This is a genomic window from Flavobacterium qiangtangense (genome assembly GCF_042658345.1).
Classification (GTDB): Bacteria; Bacteroidota; Bacteroidia; order Flavobacteriales; family Flavobacteriaceae; genus Flavobacterium; species Flavobacterium qiangtangense.
Window position 1 is genome coordinate 443,717 of the sequence record NZ_JBHSQB010000009.1, and the last position, 14,648, is coordinate 458,364.

11 protein-coding genes are annotated in these 14,648 nt (G+C 36.2%); 7 read left to right on the forward strand and 4 right to left on the reverse strand.

The genetic code is table 11. From position 1 onward, the window contains the following. Positions 1-63 precede the first annotated feature (63 nt). The 3 genes from ACFPVY_RS13800 to ACFPVY_RS13810 form a co-directional block, all read right to left on the reverse strand. Positions 64-2,505 (reverse strand): bifunctional UDP-N-acetylmuramoyl-tripeptide:D-alanyl-D-alanine ligase/alanine racemase, encoded by a 2,442-nt coding sequence (locus tag ACFPVY_RS13800; RefSeq protein WP_379792690.1) that lies wholly within the window; start codon positions 2,503-2,505, stop codon positions 64-66. Positions 2,506-2,634: 129 nt separating this feature from the next. Continuing rightward, entirely contained in the window at positions 2,635-2,991 is a 357-nt protein-coding gene (locus ACFPVY_RS13805; protein WP_379792691.1) for a DUF4160 domain-containing protein, read from the reverse strand. A 76-nt stretch (positions 2,992-3,067) separates the two neighbouring features. Beyond that, positions 3,068-3,691: a thymidine kinase gene (locus tag ACFPVY_RS13810; RefSeq protein WP_379792692.1), complete on the reverse strand. Its 624-nt coding sequence runs from the start codon at positions 3,689-3,691 to the stop codon at positions 3,068-3,070. A gap of 102 nt (positions 3,692-3,793) precedes the next feature. Between ACFPVY_RS13810 and ACFPVY_RS13815 the strand changes: the two genes are divergently transcribed. The 6 genes from ACFPVY_RS13815 (at position 3,794) to ACFPVY_RS13840 (ending at position 8,839) form a co-directional block, all read left to right on the forward strand. Then, positions 3,794-4,939, forward strand: a complete 1,146-nt coding sequence (locus ACFPVY_RS13815) for a hypothetical protein (protein WP_379792693.1) — start codon at positions 3,794-3,796, stop codon at positions 4,937-4,939. 150 nt (positions 4,940-5,089) lie between these two features. Then, positions 5,090-5,767 carry a 16S rRNA (cytidine(1402)-2'-O)-methyltransferase gene (rsmI, locus tag ACFPVY_RS13820; RefSeq protein ID WP_379792694.1) on the forward strand — a complete coding sequence of 226 codons (678 nt, stop codon included), beginning with the start codon at positions 5,090-5,092 and terminating at the stop codon, positions 5,765-5,767. Between the two features lie 84 nt (positions 5,768-5,851). Beyond that, entirely contained in the window at positions 5,852-6,274 is a 423-nt protein-coding gene (locus ACFPVY_RS13825; protein WP_379792695.1) for an OsmC family protein, read from the forward strand. A gap of 1 nt (position 6,275) precedes the next feature. After that, positions 6,276-6,626: a HopJ type III effector protein gene (locus ACFPVY_RS13830; RefSeq protein ID WP_379792696.1), complete on the forward strand. Its 351-nt coding sequence runs from the start codon at positions 6,276-6,278 to the stop codon at positions 6,624-6,626. A gap of 38 nt (positions 6,627-6,664) precedes the next feature. Further along, positions 6,665-8,359: a single-stranded-DNA-specific exonuclease RecJ gene (recJ, locus tag ACFPVY_RS13835; RefSeq protein WP_379792697.1), complete on the forward strand. Its 1,695-nt coding sequence runs from the start codon at positions 6,665-6,667 to the stop codon at positions 8,357-8,359. A 126-nt stretch (positions 8,360-8,485) separates the two neighbouring features. After that, positions 8,486-8,839: a hypothetical protein gene (locus ACFPVY_RS13840; RefSeq protein ID WP_379792698.1), complete on the forward strand. Its 354-nt coding sequence runs from the start codon at positions 8,486-8,488 to the stop codon at positions 8,837-8,839. 117 nt (positions 8,840-8,956) lie between these two features. On the opposite strand, the gene ACFPVY_RS13845 is transcribed toward ACFPVY_RS13840, so the two are convergent. After that, on the reverse strand, positions 8,957-9,706 hold the full coding sequence (locus ACFPVY_RS13845) for a UDP-2,3-diacylglucosamine diphosphatase (protein WP_379792699.1): 750 nt from the start codon (positions 9,704-9,706) through the stop codon (positions 8,957-8,959). Between the two features lie 189 nt (positions 9,707-9,895). Here ACFPVY_RS13845 and ACFPVY_RS13850 point away from each other — a divergent pair. Then, on the forward strand, positions 9,896-14,648 hold a 4,753-nt coding region (locus tag ACFPVY_RS13850), incomplete at its 3' end, for a choice-of-anchor L domain-containing protein (protein ID WP_379792700.1).

Consider the following 14,648-nt stretch of genomic DNA (forward strand, 5'->3'; position numbering starts at 1 on the left):
GGTTGATTTAAACTAGTTTTAAGCTAAATTAAATAAAAAAATTTAACATTTCAAGAAAAAAAACTATTCTCGATAAAAGATCCGTTTTACACGATGAGAAATTCCAGTTAAGATTTCATAAGGAATTGTGCCTAATTTTTCAGCGATATAAGTCACATTTGGATTTTCTCCGAAGATAATTACAGAATCGCCTTCCGAGCAATTAACTTCAGAAACATTCACCATCAACATGTCCATGCAAACACTTCCAACGATATTCGCTTTCTGGTTTTTAATCATTATATAACCAGTTTCGTTTCCCCAACTTCTAGGAATTCCGTCGGCATAACCAATGGGAATTGTTGCAATTTTGGTTTCTTTTTCTGCCATAAAACGTCTTCCATAACCCACACTTTCTCCGGCTTGAATCGTTCTGATTTGGGAAATAATGGATTTTAAAGTGCCTACATTCTCTAAATATTTTGTTTCGGACGGATCATTTGAAACGCCGTAAAGTCCAATTCCAAGGCGAACCATATCATATTGCGCTTCTGGATAATTGCTAATTCCCGACGTATTTAAAATGTGACGAATCGGGTTTATTGAAAGTTCGTTTATAATTCTTGAAGACAATTTTTCAAACAAAGCAATCTGGGATTTTGCAAATTCGTGATGTTTCAAATCGTCGCTCGTCGCCATATGGCTCAAGATACTTTTTACTTTTATAGAAGGCGTATTTTTTAAAGTCGCAATCAATTCTTCTAAATCATTTTCTTGAAAACCAAGACGATGCATTCCGGTATCCAATTTTATATGGACAGGAAAATGCTGTAAGTTTTTCTGGTCGGCGATTTTCAAAAAGGCCCGCAAACCTTTAATCGAATAAATTTCGGGTTCTAAATTATGCTCAATTATTGCGGGAAAACTTGTATTTTCTGGATTCAAAACCATAATAGGCAACGTGATTCCTGCGCTTTTCAACGAAATTCCTTCGTCGGCAAAAGCAACGCCAAGATAATCTACTTTGTGATATTCTAATAATTTTGCAATTTCAAAACCGCCGCTTCCATAACCAAAAGCTTTGACCATGACCATCAATTTGGTTTCCGGTTTTAATTTAGATTTGAAGAAATTTAAGTTGTGGCTTATTGCGTTCAAGTTGATTTCCAAAACCGTTTCATGCGTTTTCTCTTCCAGTAAAGAGGTAATTTCTTCAAACTGGAAAATTCGCGCGCCTTTGATCAAAATCGTTTCGTTTTCAAAGGTCAGATTCTTGAAATCAGCAATAAAATCGGGCGTATTTTTATAGGTAATTATGTTTTTGAAACTTTCAGAATAGTTGGAAATTTCTTCTCCGATTCCGATGATTCTGTCAATTTCATTAGAAGTTACTAATTCCGAAACTTTGGTATACAATTCATCCGTCGGCAATCCGCTTTGAATAATATCCGAAAGAATTATCGTTTTCTTTTTGTACTGTTTTTGCTGTTCTAAAAAATCTAAAGCAATTTTTAAGGATTGATAATCAGAACTGTAGCTATCATCAATTATCGCTGTATTGTTATTTCCGTTTTTAACTTTCAGTCGCATTTCTACAGAATACAACAATTGAATTCTCTCCCGAATTACTTCTGGTAAATAACCTAAATGCAATAAAGTCATCAAGCAATTGATAGCATTTTCAACCGAAGCTTTGTCTTGAAACGGAATAATTACGTCAAAAGAAATGGCTTCATATTTAATGCTTAATTGTGTTTTATCTAAAGTTGATTTCTTCGTAATAAAAACATCCGCTTTGTCATCTTCAAAACTCCAAGTAAATGTTTTTGTCTTTTGATTTACAATCGAATCAACCAAATTATTTTTCTGGTAAATAAGAATTTCAGAATTATTAAAAAGGCGGAGTTTTTCCGTAATTTTTTCTTCCAAATTTAAAAAGCCTTCGTCGTGTGCAGAACCGATATTGGTCAAAATTCCAATCGTCGGCTGGATGATTTTTTCCAGATTTTCCATTTCGTTCGTAGTGGAAATTCCGGCTTCAAAGATTCCGAGATTGTGTTTTTCATTAATCGAAATCACCGAAAGCGGCACTCCGATTTGGGAATTATAACTTTTCGGACTTCTGATAATATTATAATCCGGACTCAAAAGAAAATTCAGCCATTCTTTCACGATGGTTTTTCCGTTGCTTCCGGTAATTCCGATAATCGGGAAATGAAACGATTTTCTATAGAAAGAAGCAAAATCCTGCAACGCATTTAAGGTGTTTTCTACGACTAAAAAATTAGCTTTTCCTTCTAAATTATTTGGAATATGATTTACGACAAAATTCTGAACTCCTTTTGAAATCAAGTCTTCAATATATTGATGCGCATCATTATTTGCTCCAGATAAAGCAAAAAATAAAGTTCCAGAATTATTCTGAAGCGAACGGCTGTCGATAGAAACGTTGTCGATTTCTAGTTCTGAATTTCCGTGGAAAACAGCTTTAATTTCGGGAATTATGTGTTGGATTTTTAAGCTCAAGTTTTCTTTTTTAGTTTGAAAGTTGGAGAGATTCAAAGTTACAAAGTTAAAAAGTAAACTTGTGAATTAATAATTGATTTGTCAAAGTTAAAATCCATCGTAGCTAAACCTTAAAGCATAAATGAATATTTATTGCATTTCATTTTGATATTTTTTCCAAACAATTTCCATTAAAATTTTTCCTTTTGGACTTTGATAGAAAGCTTTTATTTTTTTTAAATCTTTAGAGCTAATTTCGCCTTTGTACAATTCTCCCGTTTCAATAAAGAACTTGGCGTCAATTTTTAGGTCTTTCGATTTTACATGAAAATGTGGTGGATTATGATCATTAGGATAAATAATGACTTCTAAATTATCAATTGTTTTAATCCGTTCTTTATCAATAAAATTAGGATTATCGAGAAGGTACTGAATTAAATTGTCATCGTAGCTTAGATAAGTGCGGAGAACTTCTACTATCGCTTTTTGTATAATATCTTCTGCCATATTTAGATATAGAATTAGTTGATATTAAAAAATTAATTACATTGTACAGAATTTCGTCTAAAAAATTAATACTGAATTACAGATCCTTTTTCTTAGCAAAAAAACTTTCCTCATTATCCTGCAATTCCTTCATCGCATTAAAATAAGCAGCACGACTAAGCGGCTCATATTCTTCGGTTTCACCAAGCATAACCAAATTGTTATTGTTCGCTTTTCTAAAACTATAATTGGCTAAATTTCCGGTTCTGGTGCAAACTGCGTGTACTTTTGTCACATATTCAGCGGTCGCCATAAGTGCTGGCATTGGGCCAAAGGGATTTCCTTTAAAATCCATGTCTAATCCGGCAACAATCACGCGAATTCCAGAATTGGCTAAATCATTGCAAACTGAAATAATTTCGTCATCAAAAAACTGTGCTTCGTCAATGCCGACAACTTCACAACCTTGCGCCAAAATTCTGATGTTTGCGGCAGCTGGAACCGGCGTGGAGCGAATTTCGTTTGAATCGTGCGAAACCACCATTTCGTCGTGGTAGCGCGTGTCGATTGCAGGTTTAAAAATCTCCACTTTCTGCTTGGCAAATTGAGCTCTTTTCAATCTACGAATCAACTCTTCGGTCTTTCCCGAAAACATCGAACCGCAGATTACTTCAATCCACCCAAATTGTTCTTTATGATTTACTGTATTTTCGAGAAACATTTTGTAATTTTCAGCCTTAAAAAGGATTAGTTTTTTTTACTTTTGACAGAAACAAAAATAGTAGAAAACCGTCGCTTTACTCAATATAATATCAAAAAAGTTATGAAGAAAAAGTTAGAAGCCGAATTAATCAGCATTGCACACAGAATCTTGAAGCTGAAAAACAAATCAGAGTTGGTTCAATTGCACCAAGAATCTCAAAAATTGTATGAGAAACTGTCTGTTTTGCTTTTCGTAGAAGAAAATTTCGCAGGATTGCAACCTACCATCGGCAAATCTGAAGCTTATGAAGTTTTGGAAACTGCTTTTGAGGAAAGCCAAGAAGAAGTTAGCCAAGAGGGAAAGGTTGCTGAGTTGACTGAAAACGTTGAGAGTAAAGAAGAAGTTTCGCAAGAAATCAAAGAAGAAGAAGCGGTGGAAGAAAGCGAATCTGAAAACGAAGAGATAGCCGAAGCTGAATCTGAAGAGGAAACAAAATCTGCGGAAGAAACGGAAGAAGTTGTTTCAGAGGAAGATAATTCAGAGGAAGAAAAAGTGGTTGTAGGCCAAATCGAACTTTCGGAAGAAGATTTAGACGAAGAAGAGCCGACTGTTTTTGAAACGGAAGAACCAACTTTAGAAGAAGCCGAAGAAGCTGTTGACCAAGAAGTAGAACCAAAAGTCGAAGAAATCGCTTCATTGGAAACGGAAGAAACGAAGAAAGAAGATGATGATTTTATGCCAACTTTTGAATTGGCTTTTGATAAAAAAGAAGAAGAAACGGTTGAAGAAGTAGCTAAAGAATCGGGACATCAAATCATTTTTGAAGATTTCTTAGGAGATCATTATAAGGATTTGGAATTCGTGAAAGCAGAAATCGAGAAAAAGCACGAACACGATCACGACGAGGAAAGTAAAGCAGAAGTAAAGCCAGAAGAAGAAGTAAAAGCGCAAGAAACAGTTCATGAAGAAGCTCCAAAAGAGGAAGAAAAAGTAGAAGCTCCAAGGGAAGAACCAAAACCTCACGTTGAAAAAGTAACCAAAGGAATTACAATTGGTTTGAACGACAGAGTTGGTTTTGTAAACCATCTTTTTGGCGGAAGCAACGAGGATTTCAATCGAGTTTTATCGCAATTGAACACTTTTGATACGTTTCAAGATGCTAAAAATTTCATCGAAGATTTGGTAAAACCAGATTACAACGAATGGAAAGGCAAAGAAGATTTTGAAGAGCGCTTTTTGGAAGTTGTTGAAAATAAATTTAAATAAAAGTTGCCGCAGATTCGCAGATTTATTTTTTTGCCACAGATTTCAAAGATTCTCATGGATTTTTAGCAAGTTGCTAATCATTTTTAATCTTTTAATCTGTGGCAAAAATGAATAAAAAAATCTGCGAATCTGCGGTCAAAAAAATAATAAATGTCAAAATTATATCTAGTTCCCACGCCAATCGGCAATCTTGAAGACATGACTTTCAGAGCTATAAAAGTTTTGAAAGAAGTAGATTTGATTTTGGCGGAAGACACTCGAAACAGCGGAAAACTGCTGAAACATTTCGAAATCGGGACGCACATGCAAAGCCATCACATGCACAACGAGCATAAAACGGTGGAGAATTTAATCGCTAGATTGAAATCGGGAGAAACGATTGCGTTAATTTCTGATGCGGGAACTCCGGCGATTTCTGATCCTGGATTTTTGCTGACGCGAGCTTGTGTTGAAAATAAAATTGACGTGGAATGCCTTCCTGGCGCGACTGCTTTTGTGCCAGCTTTGGTAAACAGCGGTTTGCCGAATGATAAATTTGTTTTCGAAGGATTTTTGCCTGATAAAAAAGGAAGACAAACACGTTATTTGGCTCTGGCCGAAGAAACGCGAACGATGATTTTATATGTTTCGCCACATAAATTGGTAAAAACCTTGGCAGAATTTATCCAATATTTTGGCGAAGACAGAGCGGTTTCGGTTTCAAGAGAATTATCAAAATTACACGAAGAAACAATTCGCGGAACTGCAACAGAAGTTTTGAAACACTTTGAGACAAAACCTCCAAAAGGGGAAATTGTCGTTATTGTTGGAGGAAAACCTACTAAGTAAAACACAGATTGCACAGATTAGCACAGATTTTCTAGACAAAGAAATTTTTAAATCTTTGAATCGTTCAATTTTTAAATCTTAATTATGAACACTCACCAAGTAAACACAAAATGGCTAGGTTATATGTCATTCGAATCTACAAATCCGGGGGGTTTGATCAAGATGGATTCTGATTCAGAATTTGGAGGAAATAACGACGGATTGCGTCCAAAATCAATGATGCTGGCTTCGCTTGCAGGTTGTACCGGAATCGACATCGCTTCGTTGGTCGAAAAAATGCGTGCTGAAATCGATACTTTTACTATTGATGTGGAAGGCGATTTGACCGAAGAACATCCGAAATTCTATCACACCGTTCGTGTCGATTATAATTTCTACGGAAGTGATTTAGACCAAACAAAACTTCAGAAAATCGTGGATTTATCCGTAGAAAAATATTGTGGCGTGATGGAAATGTTCCGTCATTTTGCAAAAGTGGAGGTGAGAATTAATTATTTCAATCAATAAAATGACTACTACAATTTCTTTTTTAGAACAACTTGAAGAAAATCCAAAATCAATTACTTTTCAAGACACGATAAATGTCATTGAAGAAAACTATGATTTTGAACCAACAGCTTTCAAAAACGGAAATCAACATAATAATACCGGAGAAAATAACGGTTCTTGCAAGATATTTTCGTTCGCAAAATTGCAAAATCTTTCAAAAGAAGCGACTTTGGCTTGCTTTGGAAGTTATTATTTTGATGATGTTCTGAAAAATCCTGATGGGAATGATCATCAAAATATTCGGAACTTTATGCAATTCGGTTGGGACGGAATTCATTTTGAAGGAGAAGCATTACTAGAAAAAAGATAAAAATATTTTAATCCAGAAAAAATAAACACCATACAAAAATGCGTTGGAACTTAAAACCAAAACCCGATTCAGAAAAAGTAGAAAGCTTAAAAAATTCCTTAAATATTGACGAACTGACAGCAACTTTGCTCGTTCAGCGTGGCATTGAAAACTTTGAAGAAGCGCGCCAATTTTTTAGACCCAAATTAGAAGATTTACACGATCCTTATCTGATGAAAGATATGGATAAAGCGGTAATTAGAATTGAAAAAGCAATTGAAAATCAAGAGCGAATTTTGGTTTTTGGCGATTATGATGTCGATGGAACGACTGCAGTTTCCTTGGTTTCTTCCTACTTAAAAAGCTTTTATCCAAATGTAGATACCTATATTCCTGATCGTTATGCTGAAGGTTACGGCATTTCGTATAAAGGGATCGATTATGCCGAAGACAACGAAATTTCATTAATAATTGCGTTGGATTGCGGTATAAAATCCATCGATCATATTGCTTACGCGAATGCAAAAAATATTGATTTTGTGATTTGTGATCACCACCGTCCGGGGAATTCTTTGCCCGAAGCTGTGGCTATTTTAGACCCAAAAAGACAAGATTGCAATTATCCGTACGATGAACTTTGCGGTTGCGGGATTGGTTTTAAATTGATTCAAGCGTTAGGCCAAAATAGAAACCAGACGATTGAAGATTTGATCCCTTATTTAGATTTGGTTGCCACAGCAATTGGTGCTGATATTGTTCCGATTACTGGAGAAAATAGGATTTTAGCTAAATTTGGTTTGGACGTAATCAACTCAAATCCGCGTCCGGGTTTCAAGGCAATTACGCAGAATGTAAAGAAAAAGGAACTGACAATTACCGATGTTGTTTTTATAATTGCACCGAGAATTAACGCAGCTGGAAGAATCAAACACGGAAATTATGCTGTGCAACTTTTAACGGAATTTGGATTGGAAGAAGCAGAAGCTTTTGCCAAAGAAATTGAAACTTTTAATGTGGACCGAAAAGAATTAGACAAACAAATCACGATTGAAGCACTTTCTCAAATTACTGTTAATAAGGAAGAAAAAAGATTTTCGACAGTCGTTTATCAAGAAAATTGGCACAAAGGCGTAATCGGAATCGTGGCTTCGCGATTGATTGAAACTTATTATCGTCCAACTTTGGTGTTTACAAAAAGTGGTGATAAATTGGCTGCTTCGGCACGTTCTGTAAAAGATTTTGACGTTTATAATGCGTTAGAAGCGTGTTCTGATTACCTGGAACAATTTGGAGGACACATGTACGCCGCAGGATTGACTTTAAAAGAAGACCAGTTTGAAAATTTCAAAAATCAATTTGAAAAAGTGGTTTCTGAAACGATTACCGAAGAACTTCTGATTCCGGAAATATTGATTGACGCGGAAATTAATTTGACCGATATCAACGAAAGATTTATTAGAATTCTGAAGCAATTCGAACCATTCGGACCAATGAATATGACTCCGATTTTCTTGACTAAAGATTTAATCGATACTGGTTATGGAAAAAAAATCGGAAAAGATGACGAACATTTAAAGCTTTTTGTAAAACAAGGAAACTCTGAAGGAATCGGAGCAATTGGCTTTAAAATTGGCGATAAATTAGATTTGACAGCAAACAGACAATTTTTTCAAGCGGTTTATTCGATTGATGAAAATGAATATAATGGGAATGTGAGTTTGCAGATGAGACTGAGGGATATTAAAGAAAACTAATATCGTTAGTCATTGCGAGGAACGAAGCAATCACGTTAAGTTTGTTTTTTTTGCGATAATTTTTTTAAAAAAATAATTTAGAATCATTTTAAATAATTCTTATATTTGTTTGAAATAATTTTGGTTATGAAGGAAATCGAGCAAATTTACTACAATGATTTTGGTGTTGCTTTTCATTGGAAGAAAGAAAAACAAATTTTGAAAAGCAAAGTACAATTGGTTTTTAAGGAAACTGGTTTTTATCTGTCAAAAGAAGAATTAAATATTTTTGCCGATAATATTGACGCAACTTGCGATGAAATGAATTGCAACGGATGCCAATTTCAAAGAAAATGCCACAAGTTTTTATTGAAAACACCTTTACAGCAAATTGATTTGGCCGTTTCTTTAGATGAATTATTGCAGATTAAGGATTTGGTTGAAGGCACAATTTTTCAAATTCAATTGAAAGATTATTTAGATGAGGTCTGCCAGAATTAATCTGTTTTAATAAAAAATATATGGTTTTTTAAACTTCAATAAAGCGAACAACATGCTGATTTATACTGCTATTTGCAATATTGATGCTTTTGACTTTATGACTTTTAAACTTTCGACTTACTTATATTCTTTCAGCTCAAATTTTTCTCCGTCAAAAACTCCATAAGTAAAATATCCTATCCAGTCGCCTAAGTTGGCATACGTAGAATTTTCTCCTACCTTAATAGTCATTGGCAAATGTCTATGGCCAAAAATGAAATAATCATAATGTTTGGTTTCCAGCTTTCTTTTGGAATATAAAACGAGCCATTCGTTGTCTTCTCCCAAATAAACCACGTCTTCATCGCCTGAGATCAGTTTGTTTTTTACGGATAAATATTGCGCTAGACGAACTCCCAAATCTGGATGAATCCAACGAAACAGCCATTTTGAAAAAGGATTAGTAAAAACTTTCTTCATTCTTTTATAGCCTTTATCGCCTGGACCAAGTCCGTCGCCGTGCCCAATCAAGAAAAGTTTATTGTCAAAAGTGAATTCTTTGGTGGTATGATAAACAGGAATGTCCAATTCTTTCTGGAAATAATCTTCCATCCACAAATCGTGGTTTCCTACGAAGAAATAAATCGGAATTCCAGAATCGCGAAGTTCTGCAAGTTTTCCTAAGACGCGAACAAAACCTTTTGGGACCACAGTTTTGTACTCAAACCAAAAATCAAATAAGTCTCCTAATAAAAAAAGTGCGGTTGCATCTTTCTTTATTTCATCGAGCCAGGCAACGAATTTTTGTTCTCTAGGAAAGCTTAATTCGGGCGTTGGCGCGCCGAAATGTTGGTCAGAAGCAAAGTAGATTTTTGTGGTTGAATCCAAGATAAAAGTAATTAAGATGTCAAAGATAGTAAAGATTAGCCACTTTTAAAGATTTGACATTTTCTTAACACTGAGCAAAAAATTTGTTTCAAATGTCTATTAATGAGATTATTGTTGATTCATAACTTTGTGTTAAAATTATTTTTCGCTATTTTCGGAATCTATAATCAACCTAAATATTTTCAGTCTATGAAAAAAATTACATTATTACTTTTAATGGTCTTCAGTTCTTTTCTGGGCGTTGCACAAGTTGCATTGTCAGAAGGATTCGAAGGCACATCGACGCCTGCTTCGGGCACTTGGGCGCTTGGCTCAGGTTCTTGGGCAGTTTTCGATAACGGAGTTGGAACCCAGATTTCTTGGGCGGCTACCAGTGCGCCTGCTTTGATTCACCAAGGTTCAAGAGCGGCTTTAATGAATGGAACCGTGGACAATCTTGGTATTGGAAATGTGTCGCAAGATTGGTTAGTTACTCCTGCAGTAACTGCTCCATCAAATGGGCAGTTACGCTTTTTTACAAGGCAGCAAACAGCCGGTAACCAAGGTTCTATTTTTCAAATTAGGATTTCCACAACTTCGCAAACAGACGCAAGTACGTTTACGCTGTTGCAAGAATGGAACGAATTAAATTTGAATACTACATTTAATGAGTACCAAGAAAAAGCGGTTTCATTAAATGTTCCTGCGGGAACAACGGTTTATGTGGCTTTTGTTTTAATCAATACACAGATTGCTAACGCGCCTTCTTCAGAAAGATGGTTGGTGGATACTGTTTCTATTTTAGAACAATGTATCGATCCTACAAACTTGGGTAATGGAGCAATAACTCCAACAACGGCAAGTTTAACATGGGATAATCCAGGTGGAGCATCTTCATGGGAAATTGAAATTGTACCTGCGGCTACGCCAACTCCAAGTGGGCATGGTGTGGTTTATAACGGTAATTCGCCTTATGCATCAACAGGAACTGCAACGGGTTCACCCTTGGTTCAGACTCCTTATGTTGGCGGGCAAGAATATAAATATTACATAAGGGCGCTGTGTGCAAATTCAAACAGCAACTGGGTTGGACCATTTAATTTTACCGTAAGTCAAGTTGGTGAAACGTGTAGCTCTGCTATTCAGATTCCTTCTTTGCCTTATTCAACAACAGACGATACTGCAAATTATTCAGATACAGTTGAAGGCGCTCCAGGAACATCATGTGGAGCTACTTTTTCATACCTTAACGGGAATGATGTGTTTTACGCTTATACAGCGACAGAAACAGGCATAATCAATATAACAATGACGCCAACAGGATCTTATTCTGGAATATTTGTTTACAATAGTTGTGCAAATGTTGGAGTAAGTTGTATTGCTGGAGTAGGAAATTCTGGTACCGGTATAAGAGAAATTCCAGCATTAGCAGTTACTGCGGGTCAGACTTATATTATCGTTATTTCAACTTGGGCGTCGCCGCAAACGACACCTTACACATTGTTAATTCAAAAAGTTAATTGTACGCCTCCAACAAATCTTGGCGCAACTGGATTTGGGCAGACTTCTGCAACCCTTTCTTGGGGAAATCCAGGAAATCTTGCAACTTCTTGGGAAGTAGATGTACAAACGGCTAACACTCCGATACCTTCTGGAGCAGGAGTTACAACTACAAATAACTTAACATATCCGGCTGGTGGTTTAACTTCTGGAACGGCTTATAGATTTTATGTAAGAGCAGATTGTGGCGACGGAACCTTTAGTGCGTGGGCCGGACCTTATTTCTTTAACACAACTGTTTGTGATGCTGTCAACCAATGTAATTATTCTTTTGTGATGACAGATGAATTTGGCGATGGTTGGAATGGCAACACAATGAGCGTTCGCCAAAACGGAGTTGTGGTTGCAACAATTGGAGCAACATTTACCACTGGTGAAGGACCTGTTACAGTAACTGTTCCGTTATGTAATGGAATTCCATTTGAATTATTCTGGAATTCTGGAGGAAGTTTTGCATCAGAAGTAGGAATCCAAGTTATTGATGCTTATGAAGAAGATGTTTATACAAAGTTACCTGGCGAAGGAACTCAAAATAGCTTACTTTATACAGGTTTAGTAAATTGTACTCCTCCAACATGTCCAAAACCACAGGCGTTGGCAGTGTTAAGTACAACTTTAACGACTGCAGTTTTAGATTGGAATGAAATGGGAGGCGCAACATCATGGGAAGTTGTTTATCAACCAGCAGGTACAAATACACCAACAGGAACAAGTATAATCGTAAATACACCGCCACCTTACACATTAGAAGGTTTGACTTCAGGAACAGCTTATTCTTTCTTCGTAAGAGCATTGTGTAGTACTACTGATTTCAGTAACTGGTCAGGGCCAAGAAATTTTTCAACTGCAATTGAAAACGACGAATGTGCGGCTGCGGTTGTAGTTCCGGTAAATCCAGATTTAGTTTGTGCGCAGACAGCTTCAGGAATTTTGATCGGTGCAACAGAATCTCCAGAAACAAACGACTGTTTTGGAAATTCAGATGATGACGTTTGGTTTGAATTCGTAGCAACTGCAACATCACATACAATTGGATTGATAAACGTGTCAGGAAGTACAACAGATTTAGTACACGTCTTATATGAAGGTGATCAATGTGGTGCTTTAACACAGTTGTATTGTAGCAATACTTTTAATAATTCAAGTCAGGCAAATGGATTGACGATTGGCAATACTTATAAAATTAGAGTATATTCTTGGTCTTCAAGTCCACAGACTACTTCATTTGATATTTGTATTAGAACACCACAACCGCCAATCGCAGTTAACGGTACACAATATACAATGCAACAACTTATTCAAGACGTATTAATTGGATCAGATTGTGCTATCGTGACAAATGTTACTTCTTCAACAGGAACAGACTTTGGACAATCAAACGGTATTGGATATTTTGATCAAAATGGATCTAACTTCCCTTTTGAAAATGGAGTAGTTTTAGCAACAGGAAATATTTCTGAGGCAGAAGGTCCTTATCCAGGAAACAGTGATACTTTCGACACTTCAGTTTGGCCTGGAGATGATGAGCTGAATGCATTAATTGTTCCTGGCGGAAATACAGCTGGATTAAACAATGCATCTATTTTAGAATTTGATTTCGTTCCTTTAACAAATCAAATCAGCTTTGACTTCCTTTTTGCTTCAAACGAATATGGAACATTCCAGTGTAATTATTCAGATGCTTTTGCATTTATACTCACAGATTCAAATGGAGCTTCTCAAAACCTTGCTGTAATTCCAGGTACAAATATTCCTGTATCGGTAGTTAACATTAGAGATAACGCAAATAATCCTTCATGTGGTTCTGCAAATGTCGAATATTTTGGTCAATATAATGTTGATGATCCTGAAGCTTCTGCTATAGGGTATGGTGGTCAAACTGTGGTTATGACAGCTCAAGCGCCAGTAATTGTAGGTCAAACCTATCATATTAAGTTGGTAATTGCAGATTATCAAGATTCATCTGTAAATTCTGCGGTATTCTTAAAAGGAGGAAGTTTTGATATCGGAGATATTGACTTAGGTGTTGATTTAACTGTAGCTGGCGGAAACGCTGTTTGCGGTGGAGAATCATACACAATTGAAAGCGGTCTTGATCCAGATGACTATGATTTTACATGGACAGATGAAAACGGAGCTGTTATTCCAGGTCAAACAGGTCCAAATCTTGAAGTTACAGAAACTGGTACTTATACAATCAGCGCTGCTTTCACGGGTTCAACTTGTTCGGTAACTGCTGAAATTCGAATTGAATTTTATGACGAAATTGAAGTAATTACAGGTGAACCTGATGATTTAGTGGCATGTGATCCAAGTGGTTTTTCAACATTCGACTTGTCAACAAATACAACTTTATTACTTGCAGGTTTAACTGCTTCAGAATATGATGTTTCATATCACTTGTCTCAAGCTGATGCAGAAGCTAATGTTGGAGATTTACCATTAACATATACCAATGTTGTTCCAAATCTGCAACCAATTTTCATTAGAATCTTAAACAATGTAACAGGATGTATTGGTTACAAAACATTTGATTTAATTGTGCAAGATCTTACGCCACAATTTACATTAACGGATGATTTTTCTTTATGCGAAGGTACTTCTGGAACAATAACAGTAACGCCAACGAACTTTAATGCTTCAGACGTTACATTCACTTGGACAGTTGACGGAGGCTCACCGCTTCCTGATACAGGAAGTACAATTACGGTTTCAACAGCAGGATTCTATGAAGTAACAATTAACAATAATGGATGTTCTGCTTCAGACGGAACAACAGTTTTAGTTACGCCTGTGCCGGTTGCAGATGTAATTTCTGATCAAATTGTATGTGAGAACTATACGCTTCCTACATTAAGTACAGGAAATGCTTATTTTACAGCAGAAAATGGCGCAGGATCTCAACTTGCAGCAGGTACGGTAATTTCACAAACGCAAACAATTTACATCTATGCACAATCAGGAACTAATTCAGATTGTACAGATCAATCTAGCTTTTTAGTTACCGTAGTTCCATCAGTAGATGCAATTGTTGACGGATCTTGTGACGGTTCAGAATATACGATGGAAGTACTTCCGGTAAATTCAAGTTATGATGCAAGTACAGCTATTTATTCTTGGGCAACAGCATCAGATCCTGCAGTTATCTTAGGGACTCAACAAAGTCTTGTAGTTACACAAACAGGAGATTATGTAGTAAATGTTACTGTTGGTGGAGTTACAGGTTGTACTTACAGCTTCAACTTCACGGCAAACGGAACGACCTGCAACATCCAGAAAGGTATCTCACCAAACGGAGACGGTAAGAACGACAACTTCGACCTTTCAGGTCTTCAGGTAAGAAAGATCAGCATCTTCAACCGCTACGGTAAGATAGTGTATGAGTTTTCAAACTATACCAACC

What these genes read in the sequence shown, in the direction of transcription:
- recJ (WP_379792697.1), top strand. Translation starts at nt 6,665, where the DNA reads ATGCGTTGGAACTTAAAACCAAAACCCGATTCAGAAAAAGTAGAAAGC.
- ACFPVY_RS13810 (WP_379792692.1), bottom strand. Translation starts at nt 3,691, where the DNA reads ATGTTTCTCGAAAATACAGTAAATCATAAAGAACAATTTGGGTGGATT.
- ACFPVY_RS13840 (WP_379792698.1), top strand. Translation starts at nt 8,486, where the DNA reads ATGAAGGAAATCGAGCAAATTTACTACAATGATTTTGGTGTTGCTTTT.
- ACFPVY_RS13825 (WP_379792695.1), top strand. Translation starts at nt 5,852, where the DNA reads ATGAACACTCACCAAGTAAACACAAAATGGCTAGGTTATATGTCATTC.
- rsmI (WP_379792694.1), top strand. Translation starts at nt 5,090, where the DNA reads ATGTCAAAATTATATCTAGTTCCCACGCCAATCGGCAATCTTGAAGAC.
- ACFPVY_RS13805 (WP_379792691.1), bottom strand. Translation starts at nt 2,991, where the DNA reads ATGGCAGAAGATATTATACAAAAAGCGATAGTAGAAGTTCTCCGCACT.
- ACFPVY_RS13830 (WP_379792696.1), top strand. Translation starts at nt 6,276, where the DNA reads ATGACTACTACAATTTCTTTTTTAGAACAACTTGAAGAAAATCCAAAA.
- ACFPVY_RS13815 (WP_379792693.1), top strand. Translation starts at nt 3,794, where the DNA reads ATGAAGAAAAAGTTAGAAGCCGAATTAATCAGCATTGCACACAGAATC.